Annotated in this window: 20 protein-coding genes; 11 read left to right on the top strand and 9 right to left on the bottom strand. The window is 56.7% G+C overall.

What is annotated here, in order from left to right; genetic code table 11:
* Positions 1-10: 10 nt before the first annotated feature.
* The 4 genes from ACPXSQ_RS12935 to ACPXSQ_RS12920 all read right to left on the bottom strand — a co-directional run bounded on the left by ACPXSQ_RS12935 (position 11) and on the right by ACPXSQ_RS12920 (position 4,533).
* Positions 11-949 carry an ABC transporter substrate-binding protein gene (locus ACPXSQ_RS12935; RefSeq protein WP_014594604.1) on the bottom strand — a complete coding sequence of 313 codons (939 nt, stop codon included), beginning with the start codon at positions 947-949 and terminating at the stop codon, positions 11-13.
* A gap of 11 nt (positions 950-960) precedes the next feature.
* Positions 961-2,274, bottom strand: coding sequence for an LLM class flavin-dependent oxidoreductase (locus tag ACPXSQ_RS12930; protein WP_033766210.1), 1,314 nt, complete (start codon positions 2,272-2,274; stop codon positions 961-963).
* Between the two features lie 76 nt (positions 2,275-2,350).
* Entirely contained in the window at positions 2,351-3,505 is a 1,155-nt protein-coding gene (locus tag ACPXSQ_RS12925; RefSeq protein ID WP_014605053.1) for an amidohydrolase, read from the bottom strand.
* 26 nt (positions 3,506-3,531) lie between these two features.
* The gene (locus ACPXSQ_RS12920; RefSeq protein WP_426143976.1) at positions 3,532-4,533 is read right to left on the bottom strand and encodes an LLM class flavin-dependent oxidoreductase; all 1,002 of its coding nucleotides are present in this window, start codon (positions 4,531-4,533) and stop codon (positions 3,532-3,534) included.
* 295 nt (positions 4,534-4,828) lie between these two features.
* On the opposite strand from ACPXSQ_RS12920, the gene ACPXSQ_RS12915 reads away from it, so the two are divergent.
* The 3 genes from ACPXSQ_RS12915 (at position 4,829) to ACPXSQ_RS12905 (ending at position 6,847) form a co-directional block, all read left to right on the top strand.
* The gene (locus ACPXSQ_RS12915) at positions 4,829-5,068 is read left to right on the top strand and encodes a hypothetical protein (RefSeq protein ID WP_022623165.1); all 240 of its coding nucleotides are present in this window, start codon (positions 4,829-4,831) and stop codon (positions 5,066-5,068) included.
* Positions 5,069-5,121: 53 nt separating this feature from the next.
* Positions 5,122-6,288, top strand: a complete 1,167-nt coding sequence (locus tag ACPXSQ_RS12910) for an amidohydrolase (protein ID WP_013027197.1) — start codon at positions 5,122-5,124, stop codon at positions 6,286-6,288.
* Positions 6,289-6,364: 76 nt separating this feature from the next.
* A complete protein-coding gene (locus tag ACPXSQ_RS12905) occupies positions 6,365-6,847 on the top strand; it encodes a YlaC family protein (protein ID WP_014594608.1) in 483 nt (160 codons plus the stop codon).
* On the opposite strand, the gene ACPXSQ_RS12900 is transcribed toward ACPXSQ_RS12905, so the two are convergent.
* Positions 6,844-8,247, bottom strand: a complete 1,404-nt coding sequence (locus ACPXSQ_RS12900; RefSeq protein WP_024471042.1) for a PLP-dependent aminotransferase family protein — start codon at positions 8,245-8,247, stop codon at positions 6,844-6,846. The two genes, ACPXSQ_RS12905 and ACPXSQ_RS12900, sit on opposite strands and share 4 nt — an antisense overlap.
* 70 nt (positions 8,248-8,317) lie before the next feature.
* The gene (locus ACPXSQ_RS12895) at positions 8,318-10,414 is read right to left on the bottom strand and encodes a putative bifunctional diguanylate cyclase/phosphodiesterase (protein ID WP_022623167.1); all 2,097 of its coding nucleotides are present in this window, start codon (positions 10,412-10,414) and stop codon (positions 8,318-8,320) included.
* A gap of 694 nt (positions 10,415-11,108) precedes the next feature.
* Between ACPXSQ_RS12895 and ACPXSQ_RS12890 the strand changes: the two genes are divergently transcribed.
* The 5 genes from ACPXSQ_RS12890 to ACPXSQ_RS12870 are packed head-to-tail and all read left to right on the top strand — an operon-like array spanning position 11,109 to position 16,362.
* A complete protein-coding gene (locus tag ACPXSQ_RS12890) occupies positions 11,109-11,675 on the top strand; it encodes a spore coat protein U domain-containing protein (RefSeq protein WP_014594610.1) in 567 nt (188 codons plus the stop codon).
* Between the two features lie 24 nt (positions 11,676-11,699).
* Complete coding sequence (locus ACPXSQ_RS12885) at positions 11,700-12,221, top strand: Csu type fimbrial protein (RefSeq protein WP_013027201.1); 522 nt, start codon at positions 11,700-11,702, stop codon at positions 12,219-12,221.
* A 23-nt stretch (positions 12,222-12,244) separates the two neighbouring features.
* The gene (locus ACPXSQ_RS12880; RefSeq protein ID WP_014594611.1) at positions 12,245-12,943 is read left to right on the top strand and encodes a fimbrial biogenesis chaperone; all 699 of its coding nucleotides are present in this window, start codon (positions 12,245-12,247) and stop codon (positions 12,941-12,943) included.
* A gap of 6 nt (positions 12,944-12,949) precedes the next feature.
* A complete protein-coding gene (locus tag ACPXSQ_RS12875; RefSeq protein WP_426143971.1) occupies positions 12,950-15,394 on the top strand; it encodes a fimbria/pilus outer membrane usher protein in 2,445 nt (814 codons plus the stop codon).
* A complete protein-coding gene (locus ACPXSQ_RS12870) occupies positions 15,391-16,362 on the top strand; it encodes a Csu type fimbrial protein (protein WP_014605046.1) in 972 nt (323 codons plus the stop codon). The genes ACPXSQ_RS12875 and ACPXSQ_RS12870 overlap by 4 nt, the downstream gene beginning before the upstream one ends.
* Here the strand turns inward: ACPXSQ_RS12870 and ACPXSQ_RS12865 are convergent.
* The 3 genes from ACPXSQ_RS12865 to exbB form a co-directional block, all read right to left on the bottom strand.
* The gene (locus ACPXSQ_RS12865) at positions 16,359-17,681 is read right to left on the bottom strand and encodes an MFS transporter (protein WP_019104833.1); all 1,323 of its coding nucleotides are present in this window, start codon (positions 17,679-17,681) and stop codon (positions 16,359-16,361) included. The genes ACPXSQ_RS12870 and ACPXSQ_RS12865 overlap by 4 nt on opposite strands.
* A 319-nt stretch (positions 17,682-18,000) precedes the next feature.
* A complete protein-coding gene (gene exbD, locus ACPXSQ_RS12860; protein ID WP_013027206.1) occupies positions 18,001-18,423 on the bottom strand; it encodes a TonB system transport protein ExbD in 423 nt (140 codons plus the stop codon).
* 5 nt (positions 18,424-18,428) lie between these two features.
* Entirely contained in the window at positions 18,429-19,154 is a 726-nt protein-coding gene (gene exbB, locus ACPXSQ_RS12855; protein ID WP_014594615.1) for a tol-pal system-associated acyl-CoA thioesterase, read from the bottom strand.
* A 415-nt stretch (positions 19,155-19,569) separates the two neighbouring features.
* On the opposite strand from exbB, the gene ACPXSQ_RS12850 reads away from it, so the two are divergent.
* The 3 genes from ACPXSQ_RS12850 (at position 19,570) to ACPXSQ_RS12840 (ending at position 23,017) form a co-directional block, all read left to right on the top strand.
* Entirely contained in the window at positions 19,570-21,066 is a 1,497-nt protein-coding gene (locus ACPXSQ_RS12850) for a PTS transporter subunit EIIC (protein ID WP_013027208.1), read from the top strand.
* A gap of 72 nt (positions 21,067-21,138) precedes the next feature.
* On the top strand, positions 21,139-22,155 hold the full coding sequence (malI, locus tag ACPXSQ_RS12845) for a Mal regulon transcriptional regulator MalI (protein WP_013027209.1): 1,017 nt from the start codon (positions 21,139-21,141) through the stop codon (positions 22,153-22,155).
* 244 nt (positions 22,156-22,399) lie between these two features.
* Positions 22,400-23,017, top strand: a complete 618-nt coding sequence (locus tag ACPXSQ_RS12840) for a hypothetical protein (RefSeq protein ID WP_426143967.1) — start codon at positions 22,400-22,402, stop codon at positions 23,015-23,017.
* Positions 23,018-23,033: the final 16 nt, after the last annotated feature.

Genomic DNA, 23,033 nt, shown 5'->3' with positions numbered 1-23,033 from the left:
CATGCGCTCCTTAGTCACCCAGACCCGGTGGATTAATCTCGGAATGGTCGATGCGTTCAACGCCCTCGCCCCAGCGATCCAGCACCTTCTGATAGTCACCATTTTGAATGACGCCGTTCAGGGCGGTGCTGATCGGTTCAGCTAACCCACTGCCTTTTTTTACCGTGACGGCAATGTGCGCGGCTTTCGGCCAGCCCCCATCAACGCTGCCGACCAGGCGGGTTTTGCCGTTGAGCGCGGCTTTCCAGGCACCGATCACGTTAGGGCCAAAGTACGCATCCGCTCGTCCGGCCTGCAGCGCCAGCGTCTGGGCGGCGTCATCTTTGGTGTAAATCGGCGTGAAAGGCTTAAGGCCCCTGGCCTGATTTTCTTTATCCCAGGCGAGTAAAATCGCCTCCTGATTGGTTCCAGAACCCACAATGATGCGCAGTCCGGCAATATCCTCGGCTTTAGTTAGCGACTGGATTGGGCTGCTGGTTTTGACGTAAAACCCCAGCGAGTCTTTACGGTAGGTCGCAAAATCAAACTTCTCTTTGCGCGCCTTCGTCACGGTGATGTTGGTAATGGCGGCATCATATTTTCCCGAGGCCACGCCGAGCGGCCAGTCTTCCCAGGAGGCCGGCACCACGTTGAGCCTCAGCCCCAGGCTGTCGGCCACCAGCCTGGCGATATCGACTTCGCTACCCAGCAGCGTTTTATTGTCATCCGAAAAAACAGTGAGCGGCGGGGAATTCAGCGCCGCTACCGCCACGGTCAACGCGCCCGGTACGGCAAAATGATAGTTGGCGGGCAGCTGCGCCACCGCGCTGGCATTTTTCGGCGTGTGGATCGGGGCTTTGTTGGCCTCAAGACTGACGCGCTGGCCATTTACGGCGACACTGGTGCTTTCCGCCAGGCTGCCACCGCTGACGCTAAGCATCAGCAAGGCGATAAAACTCGTTTTATGCATAGCAAAGGCTCTTATTGTGAGGTGAATTGATTAACCGGCTGTGGCAAGGCAAAGCTGTCACGCAGCGTTCGGCCCGGGTAGTCACGTCGCGCTAACCCGCGCGCCTGCAAGACGGGCACCACCTGGTCAACAAAACGCTCAAAGGTATCAGGCGTACCGCCGTTGATGATGAAACCGTCTGCCGCCTGGCTTTCAAACCACAGTTGCAGGCCGTCGGCGACCAGCTCCGGTGTGCCATGAAACAGCGGACGTGGCGTGGCCGCTTCCAGCGCCGCCTGACGCAGCGTGTGCCCCTGCTCGCGGGCTTTGCGTTTAATCTCGTCGGTGGTACTGCGGAAACTGTTCTGGCCAATATCACCGAGATCGGGAAAAGGCGCATCGAGTGGATACTGTGAAAAATCGTGATGGTCGAAGAAGCGACCGAGATAGTTGAGCGCATCCTGGATGGAAACCAGCGCGGCGGTGGTTTGATATTGCTGCTCCACCTCCTCTGCATCTCTGCCGACAATCACGCTTACGCCCTGAAAAATATGCAGATCCTGTGGCTGACGGCCGTTTTTCACCAATTGCGCTTTAACATCCCGGTAAAAAGCCTGGGCTTCTTCTCGCGTTGGCTGATGCGTAAAAATGGCATCGGCATGACGCGCCGCCAGCTTTTTGCCGTCCTCCGAGGCACCTGCCTGAAAAATGACCGGTCGGCCCTGCGGCGTGCGGGAAATATTGAGCGGTCCCTGCACCTGAAAGAAGTCGCCGTGATGGTTAAGCGTGTGCAGCTTCGCGGGATCGAAAAACTGACCACTCTCTTTATTGCGAACAAAGGCATCCTGTTCCCATGAATCCCACAGCCCTTTCACCACCTGCAGATATTCGTCGGCAATACGGTAACGCAAGGCATGTTCAGGGTGCTGCTGGCGAGAAAAGTTCTTCGCCGACCCTTCCAGCGGAGAAGTGACCACGTTCCAGCCCGCACGTCCGCCGCTCAGGTGATCCAGGCTGGCGAACTGGCGCGCCACGGTAAAGGGCTCGCTATATGAGGTGGAGACGGTGCCTACCAGCCCCAGATGTTCGGTGACGCCAGCCAGAGCCGACAGCAGCGTTAAGGGTTCGAACCGGTTCAGAAAGTGGGGAATCGATTTTTCGTTGATAAATAAGCCGTCGGCGACAAACAGAAAATCCAGTTTGCCCTGCTCCGCTTTACGCGCGATTTTTTTCGCGTAGTCAAGGTTAATGCTGGCATCTGCCTGGGCTGCCGGGTGGCGCCAGGCCGACATGTTTCCAGAGGCGCCATGCAGAATGGTGCCCAGTCGAAGCTGTCTTGTGGTCATGATGTGCTCTCTTTTGTGCATCAGGATGCCAGGCAGCTGTCCGGGACAGCCACACAGGCACTTCAGGCGGTTGAAATCAATTCAGGGCGGGTTCACGACATCGGTCGTGAAGATGGTGCAATGCCTGCCGGGCGAGTTGCGCAAAATAGTGGGCGGCAGGCGCTATCGAAGATTCGTCGGGGGTGAAACCGGCATGATGCAGGCCAAAGTCGCTGGCGCTGCCAATGCTGACAAACGCGCCCGGCACCTGCTGGAGGTAGAAGGCGAAATCTTCCCCACCCAGGTGTAGATCGGCAGTCTGAACCTGATAGCCTACCTGGCGAGCCACCTCACTGCTGAACTGCGCCCAGTTCGCGTCGTTAACCAGTACGGGCGGTCCGGCATGCCAGTGCAGACTGGCCTGAGCGCCATTCGCCAGGGCGATGTTCTCCACCAGCGTGCGAACACGTTTTTCCAGTTCCGCCCGTAGTTGCAGATCGTGGGTGCGGGCCGTACCGCCAAACTCCACCGTTTCCGGCAGCACGTTCCAGGTCTTGCCGCCGTCAACGCGGGTGATACTGAGTACCAGGCTATCGAGCGCATTAAAGCTGCGACTGGTCAGCGCCTGCAGTGCCTGAATGATCTGGCTGGCGACCACGATGGCATCAACGCCCTGCTCGGGATGCGCAGCGTGCGCGCCCTTACCTGTCACGTGGATAACAAACTTGTCGGCATTGGCATAAAACGCCCCGCCACGCGTGGCGAAGGTCCCGCTCGGCAAGCCTGGCTCGTTATGCATGCCAAAAATGGCCTGTACCTGATCCAGCACGCCAGCCTGAATAAACTGCCTGGCACCGCACGCAATCTCTTCGGCTGGCTGAAATAAAATACGCACCCGCCCACGAAGCTGATGTTGCTGAGCCTGCAGTTCGAGCGCCGCCCCAAGCATCACGGCACTATGTAAATCGTGGCCGCAGGCGTGCATGACTCCCGGCTGGCGAGAGTGAAAACTGACGCCGCTGGCCTCGTGGATAGGCAGCGCATCAATATCGGCACGCAGTGCAATCAGGTTTTCACCACTGCCGATTTCCGCGACCACGCCGGTTTCCAGTGGATAGTCCAGCAAGCGAATGCCGGCATTCTGAAGCCACTGGCGTAACCGCGCGGTCGTCGCAAACTCCTGGCCGGAGAGTTCAGGCCAGGTATGTAATTCACGTCGCCATTCAATTAACTGTGCTTCGTTCAGACTCATGGTTTACCTCGGCTAACACATCGTGCTCAGGCGGCGACCCACTGATGGGTGGCCAGTAGCTCCAGCGATCGGTAACGCGCGCGGGGATCGGCAATCGGCGTGTCGATAACAAACTCGTCAATGCTGAAGTTGCGCTGCAGGGCCTCCAGTTGGGCGTGGACCTGTGAAGCGGTGCCTTTCAACAGGGACGGCGTACGTGGCTCAATCAGGTAGTCCGTAAAACCGCCCTGACGGACATAACGCTCCGCCTGTTCCAGGCTGGCGACGTTCACGCCTGGCCCGTTTTTGGCCTGCACGTGAAAATGCCTGAGATCGGCCACCAGCAGCTCGGCCTCGGCGGGCGAGTCAGCTACGACCACCTGCACCGCCACCAGCGCCCGTTTGCCCTGAGCCTGTTGTGAATAGGCCCGCAGAGATCGCGCCAGAAGCTGACGATCGCCGTTGATATGCGCGGCAAACACGAACTGCCAGCCCAGCCGGGCCGCCAGCCGTGCACTCTCTTCGCTCCCGCCTAACAGAAACCGCTGTGCCGGACGGGCCGGTAACGGCGTCGCGCGCACGGCTTCGTCCTCGTCCCGCGGTCCTGTCTCAGGCTTCAGCCAGCTGTCCAGTTGCGTAAGCTGTTCGTCAAAACTGCCCTTTTCGTCCTGATGGACCCCAAGCTGCAGTGCCCGAGTTGAAAGCGGCAGGCCGCCCGGTGCTTTACCGATGCCCAGATCGATCCTTCCCGGCGCCAGCGACGCCAGTAAATTAAAGTTTTCTGCCACTTTGTAGGGGCTGTAGTGCTGCAGCATCACCCCGCCAGAGCCGATACGAATATGTTGAGTTTGCGCCACCAGCCAGGCGATCAACACCTCAGGTGACGGGCTCGCCAGCTGCTCAATATTGTGGTGTTCAGCCAGCCAAAAGCGGTGATAGCCCCATTTTTCAGCCTGTTTCGCCAGCTGCAACGTGCGCTGGAGCGACGCCGCCGGTGTTTCACCTTCCGCTACGGGGGCTTTGTCTAACAGACTTAACTGATATGCCATTCACCTGTCCTCACTCATTTCCGTTATGGGCCAGTGTGGCGATGAGGATATATTTCGTAAAACAATAAATATGAGAATATGAAGTTAAAAAACGGCAATAGAATTTAAATAATAAAGTAATCAACCGAGGAGATTATTATTTCCGCGCGTAAAACATGATCGCGGAGAAGAGTAAAAAATCGCTCAATCACCATTTGCGTATTTTAACTAAGCTTTGATTAATTCCTTATTTTATCCGCGAAAGATCTCGCCTGATGATGATTCATCAAACTCACGATCTCAGGGCAAAAAAAGCATGGCAAAATTCAGCATGTTATTACACCGTCTCTTTTCAGGTAAACAGGGTTCAGACTGCCAGCACAGCGCAGTAAAAGCGCAGACGGCGCGGGCGGGCTCAGCCTCTGACAGCGCGTTATCCCCCCGCCATCATGTGTCGCGAGATAATAATCAACCTGCCGGTGTGCCGGTTTTATTTACCCATGAAAACGCCCCGACGTTATTACGCGATTACCCCTGGCAACCGAATCATCTTTAATCACCCGTCAGCAGCCTCAGATAAGGCGTTGGCCTGTTTAAATAAGGAGACTCATGACGTCATTATTAACGGAACAGCTGGTGCAGTGGCGTCGGGAATTGCACCAGCATCCCGAACTCTCTCATCAGGAGTTTGCCACCACGGAACGTATTACACGCTGGTTAAAGCAGGGTGACATTCGTTTGCTGCCCCTGCCGTTGAAGACCGGCGTGGTGGCGGAAATCGGCCAGGGAGAACCGTTGATCGCCTTTCGCGCCGACATTGATGCCCTTCCCATCGATGAAGGGGTGAACGTACCCTGGCAATCCCAGCGGTCAGGCGTAATGCACGCCTGCGGGCACGATATTCATACCGCGGTGATGCTCGGCGTGGCACATCAGCTTAAGCAACGCGAAGCCACGCTGCCGGGCCGCGTGCGGCTTCTTTTTCAGCCCGCAGAAGAGACGTTTGAAGGGGCCAGCCAGCTGCTTGCCGCAGGCGCGCTGAACGGCGTAAAGGCCATCTTCGGCATGCATAACGCGCCCGATTTGCCGCTGGGCACGCTGCGAACCCGGCCAGGCGCGTTTTACGCCAACGTTGACCGCTTTACGATTCGGGTGCACGGCAAGGGCGCCCATGCCGCACGGCCTCAGGAGGGGATTGACGCTATCGTCATTGCAAGCCACATCGTCACCGCCCTACAGACGCTGCCTGCGCGGGTGTTTAGCGCTCTGGACACAGTCGTTTTGAGCGTCACGCGTTTTACGGCGGGGAACACCTGGAATGTCCTCCCGCAGCAGGTAGAGCTGGAAGGCACGGTCCGCACCCATAATGCAGCGCTACGTCAGCAGATACCTGAGCGTATGACCACGCTGATTCAGGGCCTCGCAGCAGGCTTCGGCGCGCGGGCAGAACTGGAGTGGATAGCAGGGCCGCCTGCCCTGATCAATACGCCAGAATGGGCAGAGGTTGCGCTGGACCAGGCCGCCCAAAGCGGCTATTGCGCGGAAGAGGCTGCAACGCCGCTGATGGGCGGGGAAGATTTTGCTTTTTATCTGCAGCAGGTACCGGGCGCCTTTGTGAATATCGGCAGTGCCAGCGCGTTTGGCCTGCATCATCCAGCTTTTAATCCCGATGAGGCACTGTTGCGGCCTGCTGTCGACTATTTCACCCAGTTGGCACCGCGCGCCCTGAACATCGTGGCGGCACAGTCCGTGCGTGAAAGCGAAACTGTTATATAAAAAATGGCGTCATCTGTGTCTGAACGGCTTGACTGTTATCTGTTCTAATTGCTATCAGTTGAAAGTGAGGGGAACGATGGACGCCATTAAACAGATCTTGATCGACGAAATTAATACGCTCAACCGTGAAGAACGCCGCGATAACCTGCCGCGTTTCAGCTTCTCTTTTTTGAAAAAGCATCCCGGGCTGTGGGCGGTGATGTACCTGTGCTACGGCCTGTGCGTGGCTCTGATTTTTTCCACTGAGATGCTGGGCTGGCCGGCGTTTTGGTTTGCCACCGCTTTTGTGCTGGTGATGAGCTTTCTGATGTTGCTGGACATCAATCCCAAATACCGCTTCGAAGATATCGATGCGCTGGACCTGCGGGTTTGCTACAACGGCGAATGGTATTACGTGCAGCCGGTGCCTGAACAGGCGGTCTCGCGCATTATGTCTTTACCAGATGCGCCAGAGCGCGTGAAAACAGGGATTGATCGTTTGCTGAAACAGAAAGGCGAAGTGGACTTTTACGACGTTTACTACCTGACATGGGGACATCGCCAGGCCGCGCAGGTTTAATCGCCGGCCATTTCCGCCATAATTTCACCCAGCGTAACGACTGCCGCCTCGGCCCGTGAATCCCAGGGCCAGGCGGTATTGAGCCGGAAACAGTGGCTGAACTGTTCACCTGCAGCAAACATCTGCCCCGGCGCAATACTGATGCCTTTCGCCAGCGCCCGCTGGTAAAGCTGCGTGGTGTTGATGCTGTCCGGCAGCGTGACCCATAAAAAATATCCCCCCGCCGCGTCACTTACCGTTGACTGCGCAGGCAGAACCTTTATCAGTGCCTGGCGGGCCAGCTGCTGGCGCTTGACCAGGCTTTGCCGCAGCCGTTTCAGATGATTATCGTAGCGGCGGGTTGCCAGAAAATCGGCCAGCGCCAGCTGCATCGGTGCGCTGGTAGAAAGCGTGCTCATCAGCTGCAGACGTTGAATGCGCTGTGCATGCTGACCTGCCGCCACCCAACCCACCCGAAATCCCGCCACCAGTGATTTTGAAAATGATCCACAGTGCAGCACGTTGCCCTCGCGGTCCCAGGCTTTGGCCGGCAGGGGCGGTGCGCGTTCGTCCCACAGCTCTGCGTACACATCGTCTTCAATAAGCGGCACCTGATGACGGGCCAGTAACGCCACCAGCTGCTGTTTACGCGCGGGCGTCAAGGTAACGCCTAACGGATTTTGCAGGGTCGTCATCAGCCAGCAGGCCTTCACCGGCCAGCGCTGAAGCGCATCCTCAAGCTGCTGTAAATCAATGCCGTTCTGGGCATCGCTCGGAATAGCCAGCGCCTTGAGCTTAAGCCGTTCAATCGCCTGGAGTGCGCCATAAAAGCTGGGCTGCTCAATCACGACATAGTCGCCGGGTTCGGTCAGGGACTGCAGACTGAGGTTCAGCGCCTCCAGCGCACCGCTGGTGATGACGATTTCATCGGGCGATAAGGTCATGCCCTGGCGGGCGTAGCGCTGGGCCAGCAGCTGGCGCAGCGTCGCATTGCCAGGCGGCAGGTTATGTAACGCATCGGTAGGCGTCAGCTGGTGGGAAACGTTCGCCAGCGAGCGCATAAGCTGGCGCTGGGGAAACAAAGCCGGATCGGGAAACGCTGAACCAAACGGCACGATGGCCGGATCGCGCGTGGCCTGCAGGATGTCGAAGACAAAGTCGTTGATATCTACCCGCTCGCTAATGGCCACGCTGAGCGGCGCGGCCGCCAGCGCCCGCGGCGCCACGTAATAGCCGGACTGCGGACGCGAGACGATCCATCCCTGACTTTCCAGCAATTCATAGGCATGCAGCACGGTCATCAGGCTCACCCCCTGCCGGGCGACCTGCTGGCGCAGCGAAGGCAGTCGGGTGCCTGGGGGCCAGATACCGGCTTCTATTTGCTGCTGAATGTCGTCCATTAATCGCTGATATTTCGCCACGGCATGTTGCTCCTGATGCTGAGGCGTCACTTTAGCATGTTGAACATCTGTAACAAAAAAAGCCGTGGCGCTAACACTCCAGTTCAGCGGGTTTGTCTGTTTCTGCGCGGGCAAACACGTCCATCTCTTCAATCCGCTCCGGTGGAAGGGGGCGACCGAGCAGATATCCCTGCAGAGTGTTGCAGCCAAGATCGGTAAGAAACGCCTGCTGTTCAGGCGTTTCGACGCCTTCGGCTACCACTTTTAAATGCAGTGACTGCGCCAGCGCAACGATCGCCGACACAATGGTGGCATCTTCTGACTGATGCTGAAGTTCGTTCACGAAGGCCCGATCGATTTTCAGCTCGCTGGCCGGCAGACGTTTGAGATACAGCAGGCTGGAATAGCCAGTACCAAAGTCATCGATCGACGCTTTGACGCCCAGTTCGGTGAGTTCGGTCAGAATGCGCACACTATCATCAGGATTGCGCATGGCCGTGGTTTCGGTCACCTCCAGCGTTAGCTGCGCGGCCGGAATATGGTGCAGCGCCAGCGCCTGCTTAACGGTATCGACCAGGTTACTCTGCTCAAACTGCATCGCCGACAGGTTTACCGCCACCGACCACTCAGGATGGCCCTGCAGGTGCCACTGGTGCAGTTGGCGGCAGGCCTCATTAATTACCCAGTTACCAATATTGACTATCATGCCGGTTTTTTCCGCCATCGGCAGAAAGCAGTCCGGCGACAGTAAGCCGTGCCTTGGATGCTGCCAGCGCAGCAGCGCCTCGAAGCCCAGAATCGGGCCATGCGGGGCACAGAATTTTGGCTGGTAATACAGGCGCAGCTCATCGTTATCCAGCGCATGCCACAGGTCGTTATTAAGCTGTAGCTGGCTCTGCGCCAGGATATTCATGGACGGCTGGAAGAAGGTGTAACCGTTTCGACCGTTGTTTTTAGTGTGATACATCGCAGCATCGGCATTAAACATTAGCTCGCGTTCATCCTCGCCATCGCCGGGATACACCACGATACCAATGCTTAACGACACCACCAGATCGTAACGGGAAATGGAGAACGGGCGATCGATGGCTTTCACCAGTTGATCGGCCACCGCTGCCGCATCGTTCGGTTCGGTAATTTCAATCAGCAGAACAAACTCATCGCCACCCAGCCGCGCCAGGGTGTAGTAGCCTTTCATCTGCTCACTCATCCTTTCCGTCACGCTGATCAGCAGACTGTCGCCAATATGGTGACCAAAAGCATCGTTTACCGCTTTAAACCCATCAAGATCCATGAACATCAGGGCAAACTGACTGCACTCCCGGTTGGCTTTGTTAATGGCCTGTTCAAGACGATCTTCCAACAGGATACGGTTGGGCAGTCGGGTCAGGTTATCGTGCAGCGCCAGCTGTGCCAGCTCACGATTGGCTTCCGCCAGCGAACTGGCCAGGATCGACGTTCGGGCCTGCATACGCGCATCCAGCATGGAAACCAGTAGCGTAATGCCGAGAATGGCAAGGGTCACCACGGTCACAACCATGGCTAACCAGTTGCTGTTAACGCCAGCGTCCATGCTATGGCTGCCCGCAGGGAATTCAGCCGCCATCATGCCGGTGTAGTGCATGCCGGCAATCGCGGCGCCCATCACCACCGAGGCGCACACTCGCAGAGTCGCGACGCGTCCCTCATGCCCTTCCCGTAGTTTAAATGCCAGCCACAGTGCGGCAACGGAGGCAGCCAGCGCAATGATCACCGATATCAGCACCCAGCCCCAGTTCCAGACGATCCCCTGCGACAGCATCAGCGCGGCCATGCCGGTATAGTGCATGGCTACAATGCCCGAGCCCAGCACGATGGCTCCGCCGGCTAAGCGCGGCAGGGGCAACTCCCCATGACAGACCAGCCACAGCGCGAATATTGAGGCGCACACCGCAATACCGGCAGACAGCGCCGTCAGCCGGGCGTCGTAACTCATCATCATGTCCAGATCCATAGACAGCATGCCGATGAAGTGCATTGCCCAAATGCCGATGCCCATGGCAAAGCCGCCGCCAAGCAGCCATACGAGCGCCACTTTACCGGTTGAGGTCGCCACGCGTCCCGCCATATCCAGCGCAGTAAATGAAGCCAGCATCGCCACCAATACCGAAATGACGACAATAAATGCGTTATAAGAGGCCACTAACATAGGGTTTTCCGAACAGCGCCGAATACGCAGCTGTAATAATGGAGTTGAAAAAGATCTTTTGCCTTGTTTACCGTTTATCGGCGCAGAAAAATACTAACTTAGGCTTTTTTAATAGAAGATATCGATGCTTCCGAGCGTCAGGATCAATCAATCCTCATTACAGGCAAAATACATGATAGTCATGCAGCGCGATTTTGCCCGGACGGCTGGGGTGCCGCTTTCCCTTCTCCGCTATCCTCCCATGCGTCTCAGTGACATAGAGCCACCTAAAAACGAGACTTTTTCAAGAACTTAACAGGCGAAGACACCCCAATACTTTCCTTGACGTTCGCCCGTAACCGAAGCGTTTCGGTGAGCGTTTCAGACCGGTGCGAAAACATATCATCGAAACCGAAAGTGGGATAGAGGGCCGGCAGTTTCGCCTTTTTTATTTTCATGCATTAACGGGCGAGGCAGATGAAGGGGGCTAATGTAACAAAATAATAAAAATTTTTACGCGGAGTTTCGCCACAGCGCATAAGCTGATGTATAGTAAAAAAAACTAATATAAAACGTTCAACCCGATGACGCGGTTATCGTCAAAAACGCTGGCAGGATGCTAATAACTTACAGCAAGATTCTAATTTTTCTGGTTTTTTGTATTACGCCATCAGGTGAAAAAGCACTGATCCTCAATAATCGGTAAGGAATGGTTATGAAATTCAAGCTTTTTCTGTTCGTTGTCGGGTTGACTACGGCGCTGCCTTCCGCGACGTTTGCTGCCACCACCACGGGTGCGATTAACGCGACGCTAACATTAACCACGGGTTGTCTGGTGAACGGGCAGTCCGCCACCACTGGCGTAAATTTCGGTTCGTTAAACTTTGGCAGCAGTGCCGCGACCTTCGATACCCTGAATGCCACCTTAGTGGGCGCGGCGGGTAACGGTATCTACGTGCGCTGCACAACCGGTCAAACCTTTAACGTCCAGGTGACCAGCAGCAATGCGGCACCGGGAACCGTCTACGGCACCGTGTCATCCGCTCCACGCTACCTGGTGCTGGGGGCGGATAATACCCAGGGCATCGCTTATACCCTCTATAGCGACGCCTCCTTTAGCACCGCCATCGCAAATAACACCAATATTGCGCCCAGCGGCACCACCGATCCGACGCTTGGTACCAATTACGCCATCTACGGGCGCGTCGTGGGCGGCGGCTTTAACCCTGTGATACCGGCCGGGACTTACACCGATACGATTAACGTCGCCGTGAACTATTGAGTGCTCGTGTTTGAGTAGCGACAGATGACGGCAAAGTGGTCACCTGTTTCGGTCACCGTTGGCGGGCTGCTGCTGTGGGTGAGTGGTAATGGGTGGGGCATCACGACCAGCTCCACCACATTCCAGGTGTCAGCGTCAATCGTTGCGGGTTGCGTGGTCTCAGGCACGAATACGGGGATCTTTGGCACGCTTAATTTTGGTACCCAGTCGGGGCTGGCCACGAACAGCGTTAGCGCCAGCTATGTACAAAGTTCCACGATTAACCTTGCCTGCACACCGGGCACCACGCTGAGCATGACCATCAATGGCGGCAGTAACTATACCTCGACCCGTAATTTGAAGCTGGCTAACAACACCAACACGGTTCCCTATTACCTCTACAGCAATGCTGCACGTACCACGCCGATTCCGGTGAACACGGCAGTGCCGTTGAGCTACAGCAATGCGAATAACATCACGTTACCGATATATGGCTCGCTGCAGTTACCCGGCCCGACGCGCGCCGGGGTTTATTCGGACACCCTCAGCGTCACGCTGACCTGGTGATAAAAGGACAAAGGAGCTTTACCATGCCATCCCTGCGCGCCCTGTTTTTTCTGTTCACATTCCTGCTGTTGCCTCAGGCTCAGGGCGCTAACTCCGTCATGATTTGGCCTATCGATCCGGCGATTAACCCGGAGGAAAAAGCCAGCGAGCTGTGGCTGGAAAACCGTGGCAGCAGCACCACCCTGATGCAGGTGCGCATCTTCGCCTGGCAGCAGACGCACAATCAGGAGCAGTATCAGACCCAGCAGCAGGTTGTCGCCAGCCCGCCGCTGATACGCATCGAACCCGGGCAAAAGCAGCTCGTTCGCCTGATTAAACAAGTCCCGCCCGTGGCAGGTAAAGAGATGGCCTACCGCGTCGTGCTGGATGAGATCCCCACCCCACGGTCGGTCGGCGATAATCAGGCCGGACTGAATTTTCAGATGCGCTATTCGGTTCCCCTGTTTGTCTACGGCAACGGACTGGTTCGCGATGACGCCAGGTCTGTACTGAGCTGGCGCCAGGTCAACACTGGCGGTCAGCGTTATCTGGAGCTGACTAATCGCGGTAACGGCCACGCACGTCTCAGTAATGTCACCGTGGGCGGTCAGCGACTCGGAAACGGACTTTACGGTTATGTGCTGGCTAACAGCACCCAGCGTTTTCCTCTGAGAGCCGCGGTCAGCGGTGAACTGCGCGCAGAAACCAACCACGGGCAGTGGCGCAGCGCTGCGGCTCAGTAAAGTGTAATGATGTCGTTTTCGCCGCATCCCGTTGCGCTGGCTATCGCGGGGCTGTGCTGCCTGACACCCGGTTCTGTCTGGGCTGAAACCTTTACGTCGCTCCCGCCGCCGCCCGCCGTGGACAACAGCGCCGCCGGTCAGCGCTACATGTTAGAGCTGGTGGTGAATCAGCAGGCACGGGGCGATATCGTGCCGGTAGAGCAACAAAACGGTCACTTTCTGGTGCGGGCAGGCGATCTGCAGCGTGCGGGGATCCCGCCGGAAAAGTATCAGGGACAACAACAGGTTGATGTTAATCAGCTCGCAGAGGTGAAAGTGGACTATGACGATCGTCGCCAGCGCCTGCTGCTGAAGGTACCGCCCGGCTGGCTGCCCGAACAGACGATTGGTGAGAGCAACACCGGACCGCGCTTTCCCGGACGCGTCAGCCCTGGGGCGCTGATAAATTACGATCTCTACGCCACGCGCACCGACGTTGCGGGTACACGTCTGGCGGCCTGGAACGAACTGCGCCTGTTTGGTGATGCCGGACACATCTCCAGCAACGGCGTCTGGCAACAGCAGCTGGAAGGACAAAATCGCTACCAGGATGATGGCTATATCCGCTACGACACCTGGTGGAGCAATGAAAACGAAAACGCCATCCTGAGCTGGCGGGTCGGCGACCTCACGACCGATGCGCTGGCATGGACCAGCAGCGTCCGGCTTGGCGGCATTCAGGTTGCGCGGGACTTCAGCGTACGTCCGGATCTGGTGACCTATCCCCTGCCCGCGTTTTCCGGTCAGGCGGCGGTGCCCTCAACGGTCGATCTGTTTGTTAACGGCTACCGCTCCACTCAGGCCAACGTTCAGCCCGGTCCCTGGTCGCTCACGAACGTGCCCTTTGTAAACGGCGCGGGCAACGCGGTGATTACCACCACGGATGCCGTCGGGCGTCAGGTGGTCACCACGCTGCCGTTTTATGTTTCCAGTAATCTGCTTAAGCCTGGCCTGTCCGATTACGCCTTTTCCGCCGGTGCGATGCGACAAAACTACGGCATTAAAAACGCGGATTACGGTGCGGCGGCGATGAGCGGCTCATGGCGCTATGGCATGACAGACTGGCTTACCCTGGAAACCCATGGGGAGGGCAGTAACCACCTGGGCATGGGCGGAGCAGGCGCGCAGTTTAAAGTGGGCAGTTTGGGCGTGATCAACGGCGCAGCCGCGCAGAGTCAAATGGACGGGCAGTCTGGCGCGCAGTACAGCTGGGGCTATCAGTACAACAACAGTCGCTTTAGCCTGGGTACGCAGCACCAGGTGCGCAATGCCGGCTTTGGTAATCTGGCCCTGCTGAGCAACCAGCGCAACGGCGGTTCGGATTACCGTTACAGCCTGGCGCGGCGAACGGCGCAGTACAGCGCCAGCATATCGCTCAACCGTTATGGCAGCCTGGGTGCAGCCTATATTGATATTTCCGGCGGCGATAACCAACGCACCAGCCTGTGGAACCTCTCCTGGAGTAAAAACCTGTGGGGCAATGCCAGCCTGTACGTTTCCGCCAGCCGTGACAGGCAACAGGGCGAATGGAGCGGCGCCGTCTCGCTGGTGATTCCGTTTGGTGAAAACAGCAATGCCTCACTGAGCGTTGAGCGCGATCAGCAAGGTCGACACAATCAACGGGCTTATCTGTCCCGCGCCATGCCCAGCGACGGCGGTTTTGCCTGGGACGCCTCCTGGGCGAACCAGGGCGGGAATAGCGGTGATTACCGGCAGGGCAGCCTGCGCTACCGTAACAATAAAATCGATACGTCTGGCGGATTCTACGGGGATGATGACAACACTACGCAGTGGGCAGATTTATCTGGCGCGCTGGTGTTAATGGATAACCAGGTCTTTGCCGCAAACACGATCAATGATGCCTTTGTGGTGGTGAAAACCAACTACCCGGACGTCAATGTCCGCTATGAAAACCAGTCGATGGGACGTACCGACAGCAAGGGCTATCTGCTGGTGCCCTCCATCAGCAGCTATTACGCGGCCAAATACGATATCGATACGCTCGACCTGCCCGCCGACATGACCACGCCCAAAGTCGAGCAGCGTTTTGCCGTGAAGCGCCAGAGTGGATTTTTGCTGAATTTTCCGGTTGAGCGTTTACGCGCCGCCAGCGTGATTCTGTATGACAGCCATAACCAGCCGTTGCCGGTATCCAGCCAGGTGATCCGTCCCGGCCAGGCAACGGGCTACGTTGGCTGGGACGGTATCGCCTGGCTGGACGATCTCAGCGAACACAACCCAATTAAGGTCATCGCGCCTGACGGCCGAACCTGTAAAACCGAACTGACTCTGGCGGGTGGCCAGCCGCAGGCATTGAAAACCTACGGTCCGCTGACCTGTCCCCTGCCGCCGCTGCCCGACGGCGCACCGGTACCCAACCCCGAAAACGCGACAGCCGGAATAACACCATGAAAAACCTGATGCTGCTTTGCCTGCTGCTGCTACCCTCGCTGGGCTATGCCGCCTGTACCCTTCCCGCGTCCAGCGCCAGCTTTGGCACACAAACCACGTTTGTTGCCAATACCAGCGTCAGCACGACCTCCACCAACGCTAACGTTAACTGCGGATCAGGCACGGCCCTGACTCTGCTGAGTAATAATCAGATTACGTTTCAGCTGACCAGCGCCAGCAACACCAACGGCACGCGCGGCACGCTCAAGCGAAGCGGCGATACCGGTAGCGACAATATTCCGGTGCGGCTGTGTACCGACAGCGCCTGCGCCAATGAGCTGACCATTGGCGGATCGGCTTTTGTGTATAACTCGGCCACATTGATCAACCTGGCGGGATTACTCGGCAGCCTGAACTTCGCGATTCCGGTGTATTTACGCACCGTCGCCGGGCAAACCGTGGCGGCGGGCAGCTATACGCTCACCCTGAACATGACCGTCACCTATAACATCTGCACCTCTGTTTCCGCCCTGGGCGCTTGTCTGACCCCGCAGACCGGCAGCGGCGTGATCCCCATTACCGTGACCGTCGTTCTGAGCAATGACTGTACAGCGATTACCGCCCCCAACATTAGCTTTGGCAGCGCGCCGCTGGTCGCCAGCTTTGGGGCAATTTCGCAAACCATCAGTGTGTTATGCAGTAAAGGCAGTACCTATACCGTGGGCTTAAGCAATGGCAACAACGCATCAGGCAGCGTGCGGAATATGGCGAGCGGAACCAACCGTTTGAGTTACGAAATCTACAAAGGAACCAGTAGCGATCGCTGGGGGCCGAGTGGCACAGAACGGGTGGGCAGTGCGGCGGCCAATACCGTCAGCACCGATGGACTGACGCGCAGCTATAACTACACTGCGCGCGTCCTCACCACGCAAAACACGCCGCCTGCGGGAAACTACAGCGACAGCGTGGTGGTGGATATTGCGTTTTAAAGGGATGTGCTGACCGGCGTGCTGCCGTGACGAGCGCGATACTGCTTAACCATGCGACCAATGAGCAGCGTACCAAACAGGCCACAGACGGCCGCAAAGGTCAGCCACACGCCCGGCATCGCCTTGTCACCTGTGGCGTGAATCAGATAGCTGGATACTGCTGGCGTAAAGCCGCCAAACAGCGCCGTTGCCAGGCTGTAGGCCATAGAGAAGCCCGCGGCGCGCACTTCCGCTGGCATAATTTCCGCCAGATAAACCACCATGGCGCCGTTATAGCTTGCGTAGAGAAAGGAGAGCCATAATTCCGCCTCGACCAGATGCGCGAAGCTGGGCGAGCCCACCATCCAGTGCAGCACCGGCCAGGCGGTGGCAATCATCAGCAAGGTAAACGTCAGCAGCAGCGGGCGACGACCTATGCGATCGGAGAGCGCGCCCATCACCGGTAGCCAGAACAGGTTCGAAATCCCGACAAACAGCGTCACCATAAACGCCTGGGTGTCGCTCATCATCAACACCGTTTTGCCGAAGGTGGGCGTAAAGGCGGTAATCATATAGAACATCACGGTGGTAGTGACGACCATCAGCATACCTGCCAGCACCAGCGCCCAGTTGCTGGCCACCGAACGCATAATTTCGGTCATGGCCGGGTGGTGTTTACGCTGACTGAAGGCTTCGGTTTCTTCCAGCATACGGCGGATATAAAACAGGAAGGGCACGATCAGGCAGCCCACCACGAAGGGAATGCGCCAGCCCCACTCGGTGACGTCATCATGAGAAAGCAGATGGTTCAGGCCCAGTCCCAGCAGCGCAGCGAATATCACCGCAATCTGCTGACTTCCGGATTGCCAGCTGACAAAGAAGCCTTTGCGGCCTTTCGGTGCGACTTCGGCCAGATAGACCGACACGCCACCCAGTTCCACACCGGCTGAAAAGCCCTGCAGCAAACGCCCCAGCAGAATCAGAACCGGTGCCGCCGCGCCCAGCGTGGCATAACCCGGTACCAGTGCAATCGTGAGCGTGCCCAGCGCCATCAGGCCAAGCGTTAACAGCAGCCCTTTGCGACGACCATGGTGGTCGATGTAAGCCCCCAGAATAATGGCCCCCAGCGGACGCATCAGGAAGCCCGCACCGAAGGTCATCAACGTCAGCATCAGGGAAGAGAACGGATCGTCACCGGGAAAGAAGGTTTTGGCGATGGCCGTGGCGTAGTAGCCAAACACCATGAAATCGTACATCTCAAGGAAGTTACCACTGGTAACGTTGAAAATGGTTCTGGCCGCGCTGGCTGGCGGCTTTTGTAAAGTTTCACTCGGGTTCATCACGGCTTCCTTGGTTTTTTATCCGTTTTAGCCTGCGACAAGCCAGATTAATGTGACACCGATCACCATTGCAGTTTACAAGTCTATAAGTTTCCGTAACAAGAAATTAACAGGAGAGTTACAGCAGCATCTTTGCCTGTTATCAGGCGGAATGAGCAGAAGAAGATTCTGTGAAAACAGACATAAAAAAAGCGCGGCGGAATGCGCGCTTTTTAGCCGTGATAGCGTATTGACGAGGCGCGTTTACCACGCCTGAAGGCCCCGAATGTTGGCTGAATGCGTTGAGCGTTAAGCGGGAAAGCCCGACCGGCTCCAATCGCTATTTCTTGACCGTTTCCATTCCCATCAAGCCGATTTTTAAATACCCGGCCGTGCGCAGTTCGTCCATCACGCTCATCAGGGTTTCATAATCGACAGACTTGTCCGCCTGGAAGAAGATCGTGGTGTCCTTGTTGCCTTCCGTCTGCTGGGTCAGCACGTTGATCAACGACGCTTTATTCACCACCTCGTTACCCACGTACAACTGCTTGTCGGCTTTGATCGAAAGGTAAACCGGTTTTTCCGGACGCGGTTGGGGCGCACTGGTGGAAGCCGGAAGGTTAACACGGACATCAACGGTCGCCAGCGGCGCTGCAACCATAAAGATGATCAGCAACACCAGCATCACGTCGATAAACGGCGTGACGTTGATTTCGTGCATTTCGCCATCTGTTTCGGCCTGGTCGTTTAATCGCATCGCCATAACGCTTACCCCAGACGCAGTTTTTGTGCGGCTGCCGGGCGGTTAACGTCAGGCTGGGCCAGGTTTCCCAGGTCGATATCGCGGCTTTGCAGCAGCATGATTTGCGCGGCCACATCGCCCAGCGAGGCTTTGTAGTTGGCGATCATGCGGGCAAACACGTTGTAGATCACCACGGCAGGAATGGCGGCAACCAGGCCAATAGCGGTAGCCAGCAAGGCTTCGGCAATGCCGGGGGCAACCACGGCAAGATTCGTGGTTTGCGTTTTGGCGATACCAATGAAGCTGTTCATGATGCCCCAGACGGTGCCGAACAGGCCGACAAACGGCGCGACCGAACCAATCGTGGCCAGGAAACCGTTACCGCGGCCCGCGTGACGGCAGAAGGCAGCCACCCGACGTTCAAGACGGAAAGCGGTACGCTCTTTGATCCCGGCGGTATCTTCAACGCCAGCAGAAAGTTCCAGCTCATTTTGCGCATCGTTAAGGAGTACCGCGCTGTGGCTGGCGGTTTTGAACTGCTGGGCAGCGCGCGCGGCATCATTCAGGTTGCGGGCTTCACCTAACGCCAGCTGCTCGCGCTTGAGGCGACGTTTGGCCGCGCTCAGCTCAGCATATTTACCGAAGAAAATTGCCCAGGTCACGACCGAGGCCAATAACAGACCAATCATGACCACCTTTACCACGATATCGGCATGCTGGTACATGCCCCATACGGAAAGGTCTGCTTGCATTAAGTCACTGGCTACCACGCTGCTTCTCCAACTTCATCTACTACATGGGTGCGGAATGAAGTGCCGATGATAGCAAAAAACAATCGAATTGATAGTGGTTCTCATTAGTATTTACAATCTTGCAGCCACTAATGACGGTGAGCCAGCACCTGAATAAGCCGCGCCTGCCCTGCCGTTTCTCTAGTCCAATCCTGACGGGATGACTGGCGTTGATCGTTTCGCCCCTGTTGGCGGCATCCCGCCCCAAAACGGTTAATTAGCGATCGCTCTCATAAAATAACTTTTTCGTTTCGATGAATGTGAAAATTATGTTGCAGCTAAAAACCGCCTACAGCAGGATAAGTAGAACGTTCTACTAAAACGTTCTACTTACAATAAAAACGCCAATAGGGGCGCAACATCGGGAAAACTCGGTATGACACTGCTATCAGGGTTGGTTAAATCGTTATCGAAGTTATCAATGATTGGTCGGGCGCTCATGCTGCCTATTTCGTTGCTGCCTGCCGCTGGCTTACTCCTGGCATTTGGTAATAAGTTCGAGTTACCGCTGATGATGAACGCTGGTGGGGTGATTTTTGATAACCTGCCGATGCTGTTTGCGATTGGCTCAGCTGTGGGACTGGCCGCCGAATCCGGGATAGCCGCACTTTCCGCCGCGGTTTCCGTCTTTGTCACCAACATCACCATTGGCACCATGCTGCATATCACTCCGGAAATGGCGGCCCAGGGAGGAAAATATGCCATGGTCGTCGGCATTCCGACGCTACAGATGGGCGTATTCGGCGGCCTTATCTGCGGCATTCTCGCTGCCTGGTGCTACAACCGCTTCCATACCCTGCAGCTCCCTGAGTTCCTGGGTTTCTTCTCGGGTAAGCGTTTTGTTGCCATTGCGACGGCATTTTTATCCTTTCTGCTCGGCCTGCTGATGCCCTATGTCTGGCAACATATTCAGGCGGGCATCGATGCACTTTCGGTGATCGTCAACGGCGATAATCAGGCGGCCTCCACCTTTATTTTTGGGCTGGTGGAGCGCGCCCTGATCCCGCTTGGCTTGCACCACATCTGGTATCCCTCGTTCTGGTACTCCTTCGGTGATTACGTCACCAAAACCGGCCAGGTGATTCATGGCGATCAAACCATCTGGTTCAAAATGCTGGAGGAAGGCGTGAAATCCTTTAGCAGCAACGGCTACCAAAATGCGGGCAAGTTTATGCAAGGTGAGTATCCGCTTATGCTTTTCGCCCTGCCTGCCGCCTGTCTGGCGATGTACCACGAAGCCCATACCAGGAATAAAAAGATCGCGTTCGGTATCCTGTTTTCAGCGGCGTTGACCTGCTTTTTGACCGGCATCACCGAGCCAGTGGAGTTTACCTTTATCTTTGTCGCACCCCTGCTTTATGTCTTTAATGCCATCATGGCGGGCCTGGCCTATATGACCATGTATTTACTGCATGCCCATATCGCTAAATCTTTTTCCGCCGGATTGATTGACTACATTAGCTTTGGCATTGTGCCCTCGCTCAACGGATACCAGACTCACTATCTCAGCGCGGTTATCGTGGGCGTACCGATGGCATTGATTTACTATTTCACCTTCCGCTTCGTTATTCGTCGGTTTAATGTAAAAACACCGGGACGAACGGACGTCACGGCGACGACCGATGATAAAACCGATGCAGAGCTGGCTAGCGAAATCATCGTCCTGCTGGGAGGTGAGAAAAACATCCGCTCGGTGGGCGCCTGTATCACGCGCTTACGGCTTGAAGTCGTCAACAGCCATGACGTTGACCGTGAAGGGCTGAATAATCTTGGCGCACGCGGCGTGGTTTTTGTCGGCGATAACGGTATACAAATTATTTTTGGCGCCAGAGCGCAATTTATTGCCCAGACGCTGTCCGGGATGACAGGCTGATGCAGGCCTGGCTTTCTGACGATGGCGGGCAAGGCGATAGCAGGCTGAGCAGGTGAATTTCAGGGAGCAGGTTTGAAGAGAGTCAGCATTACTGATGTGGCTAAACACGCCGGCGTGTCGGTTTCGACCGTCTCGCTGGTGCTGCGTCAAAAAGGAAAAATATCCGATGCCACCATCAGGAAAGTTCACGCCGCCATTGATGCGCTCGACTACGTTCAGAATGTGGCAGCCGCCAACCTGCGCGCCAGCACCTCTAACCTTATCGGTCTGATTCTGCGTGATTTCAGCGACAGTTTCTCCGTGAAGGTCATGGCAAGCCTTGTGCAGCAGTTGGAAAAGCAGGGCTATATGGTGTTTTTGGGGCAGCCCACTGACGACGGCGAATCGCTGACGCGCTGCCTGCTCTCCTTTAAGCAGCAGGGCGTCGCTGGCGTTGTCTGTCTGGCGTCAGACAGGCGAAATGCCAGCCTGCCGTCGCAGCTTCTCCACTGCCCTTTACCCCTGGTGGTGGTGTCCCAGTCGCTGCTGGCGGAGAAGTGTAATCTGGTCATGCGTGACAACCACCAGGCCGCCCACCTGGCGACCCGCTATCTGATTGAACGCGGTCACCGCAATATTGCCTATATTGGGGGAATTGAAGGCGACCTGATCCGTCAGCAGCGCTTACTGGGGTTTCGCAGCGCCCTGACTCAACACGGGCTGGCCGTAAGGGAAGGATTTACGCCATCCTGCCGTGACGATACCCACTCAGCCGCCTTTGCCACGCGTCAGTTACTGGAGCAAAACAACACCATTACCGCGCTGCTCTGTCACTCTCCGGATGCGATAATCGGGGCGATGTCCGGTATTCATCACACCGGTCGCACCGTGGGTAAAGACGTGTTTCTGACCCAACAGGTCGCTCTGATGGGCTTTGAGGACATGCTGCACGTGAACCTCACCTCGCCCTCTTTTACCTATGTTTCCTCCGCCAGTGAAGAAACCGGCCGCCAGGCGGCTGAGCTTATCCTGCGTCAGCTACAAGACCCTGAGCGCCCAAGGCAGCGTATTTTATTATCGGGCCAATTAATTACACGAGAGTCGGCATAAATCGGCATTTTGATTGTCAGAGAAGCGAGTATGTGAAAAATCGCTTTCGGGCGCAGCGGTTAGCCTCTGCGAACGGTGGGTGCGCAAACATAACGATAAACAGCCTATGAGCAACACAATCATAACCAGCCTAACGTCACTTTTACGTCGGAAACGACAGCAGCGCTTATTACGGGATCGCCGTATAGGCTTTAACCGTGCACGCGCGCAAGATCACGCATCACGCGCAGCGCACGCTTCGATATTGCCTGGTCCTGACGGCCATCGCGCTGACGCCACAGGGCCGCTTACTGCGCCCGCCCGTTCTGCAGACGGCTCGTCACCGCTTCCCATCACGACGCCAGACCGGACGATGCTGCTGTGGCTATCCCGCTGCCTGTTATTTGTGTCGCTACTGCTACCGGGTTCAAACATGATCTCATCCTGCTCTGGTGCCTGTTATGCGGCGACCAACACGCTGATCACCCTGCACTTTTTCAGGCGCTGTTATGAGTCAGATAAACCCTCATCCGGCATCGTGAAGTGTTTCAGTCGCCAGTTGCGCAGCGTGGCCCTGATTCGTTTTATCCACGCCTCACGCAATGCGGCACCGCCGGGCAGACTAAAGCGTTTTCACTACGGTCATCAGTCGGATAAAACGCGAAGGCGCAACGTGCGCCCGCCGTTCCGTGCGGCTCCCGAATCGGACTCAGCCATCCATGTCAGCCCGGCAGAGCGCTCTCTGTTTTCACCGGATGCCTTGCTCAGGTCGCCGCAGGCGCAATCGTTACCGCCCTGTACCACTCCGCGCTACAACGCCGCTCCTGCGTTGATCACGCCGCCGCAGAACCCGCTGGCGGCATCCCCGGGCTGTCAGCCCTGAGCAGGCGACACGTCCA

It is taken from the genome of Pantoea sp. EEL5, from assembly GCF_049892805.1.
GTDB lineage: Bacteria > Pseudomonadota > Gammaproteobacteria > Enterobacterales > Enterobacteriaceae > Pantoea > Pantoea ananatis.
Note: the sequence above shows the minus strand (reverse complement) of the source record. Positions and strands in the feature narration are given on the sequence as shown.

What these genes read in the sequence shown, in the direction of transcription:
- ACPXSQ_RS12935 (WP_014594604.1), bottom strand. Translation starts at nt 949, where the DNA reads ATGCATAAAACGAGTTTTATCGCCTTGCTGATGCTTAGCGTCAGCGGT.
- ACPXSQ_RS12930 (WP_033766210.1), bottom strand. Translation starts at nt 2,274, where the DNA reads ATGACCACAAGACAGCTTCGACTGGGCACCATTCTGCATGGCGCCTCT.
- ACPXSQ_RS12925 (WP_014605053.1), bottom strand. Translation starts at nt 3,505, where the DNA reads ATGAGTCTGAACGAAGCACAGTTAATTGAATGGCGACGTGAATTACAT.
- ACPXSQ_RS12920 (WP_426143976.1), bottom strand. Translation starts at nt 4,533, where the DNA reads ATGGCATATCAGTTAAGTCTGTTAGACAAAGCCCCCGTAGCGGAAGGT.
- ACPXSQ_RS12915 (WP_022623165.1), top strand. Translation starts at nt 4,829, where the DNA reads ATGGCAAAATTCAGCATGTTATTACACCGTCTCTTTTCAGGTAAACAG.
- ACPXSQ_RS12910 (WP_013027197.1), top strand. Translation starts at nt 5,122, where the DNA reads ATGACGTCATTATTAACGGAACAGCTGGTGCAGTGGCGTCGGGAATTG.
- ACPXSQ_RS12905 (WP_014594608.1), top strand. Translation starts at nt 6,365, where the DNA reads ATGGACGCCATTAAACAGATCTTGATCGACGAAATTAATACGCTCAAC.
- ACPXSQ_RS12895 (WP_022623167.1), bottom strand. Translation starts at nt 10,414, where the DNA reads ATGTTAGTGGCCTCTTATAACGCATTTATTGTCGTCATTTCGGTATTG.
- ACPXSQ_RS12890 (WP_014594610.1), top strand. Translation starts at nt 11,109, where the DNA reads ATGAAATTCAAGCTTTTTCTGTTCGTTGTCGGGTTGACTACGGCGCTG.
- ACPXSQ_RS12885 (WP_013027201.1), top strand. Translation starts at nt 11,700, where the DNA reads ATGACGGCAAAGTGGTCACCTGTTTCGGTCACCGTTGGCGGGCTGCTG.
- ACPXSQ_RS12880 (WP_014594611.1), top strand. Translation starts at nt 12,245, where the DNA reads ATGCCATCCCTGCGCGCCCTGTTTTTTCTGTTCACATTCCTGCTGTTG.
- ACPXSQ_RS12875 (WP_426143971.1), top strand. Translation starts at nt 12,950, where the DNA reads ATGATGTCGTTTTCGCCGCATCCCGTTGCGCTGGCTATCGCGGGGCTG.
- ACPXSQ_RS12870 (WP_014605046.1), top strand. Translation starts at nt 15,391, where the DNA reads ATGAAAAACCTGATGCTGCTTTGCCTGCTGCTGCTACCCTCGCTGGGC.
- ACPXSQ_RS12865 (WP_019104833.1), bottom strand. Translation starts at nt 17,681, where the DNA reads ATGAACCCGAGTGAAACTTTACAAAAGCCGCCAGCCAGCGCGGCCAGA.
- exbD (WP_013027206.1), bottom strand. Translation starts at nt 18,423, where the DNA reads ATGGCGATGCGATTAAACGACCAGGCCGAAACAGATGGCGAAATGCAC.
- exbB (WP_014594615.1), bottom strand. Translation starts at nt 19,154, where the DNA reads ATGCAAGCAGACCTTTCCGTATGGGGCATGTACCAGCATGCCGATATC.
- ACPXSQ_RS12850 (WP_013027208.1), top strand. Translation starts at nt 19,570, where the DNA reads ATGACACTGCTATCAGGGTTGGTTAAATCGTTATCGAAGTTATCAATG.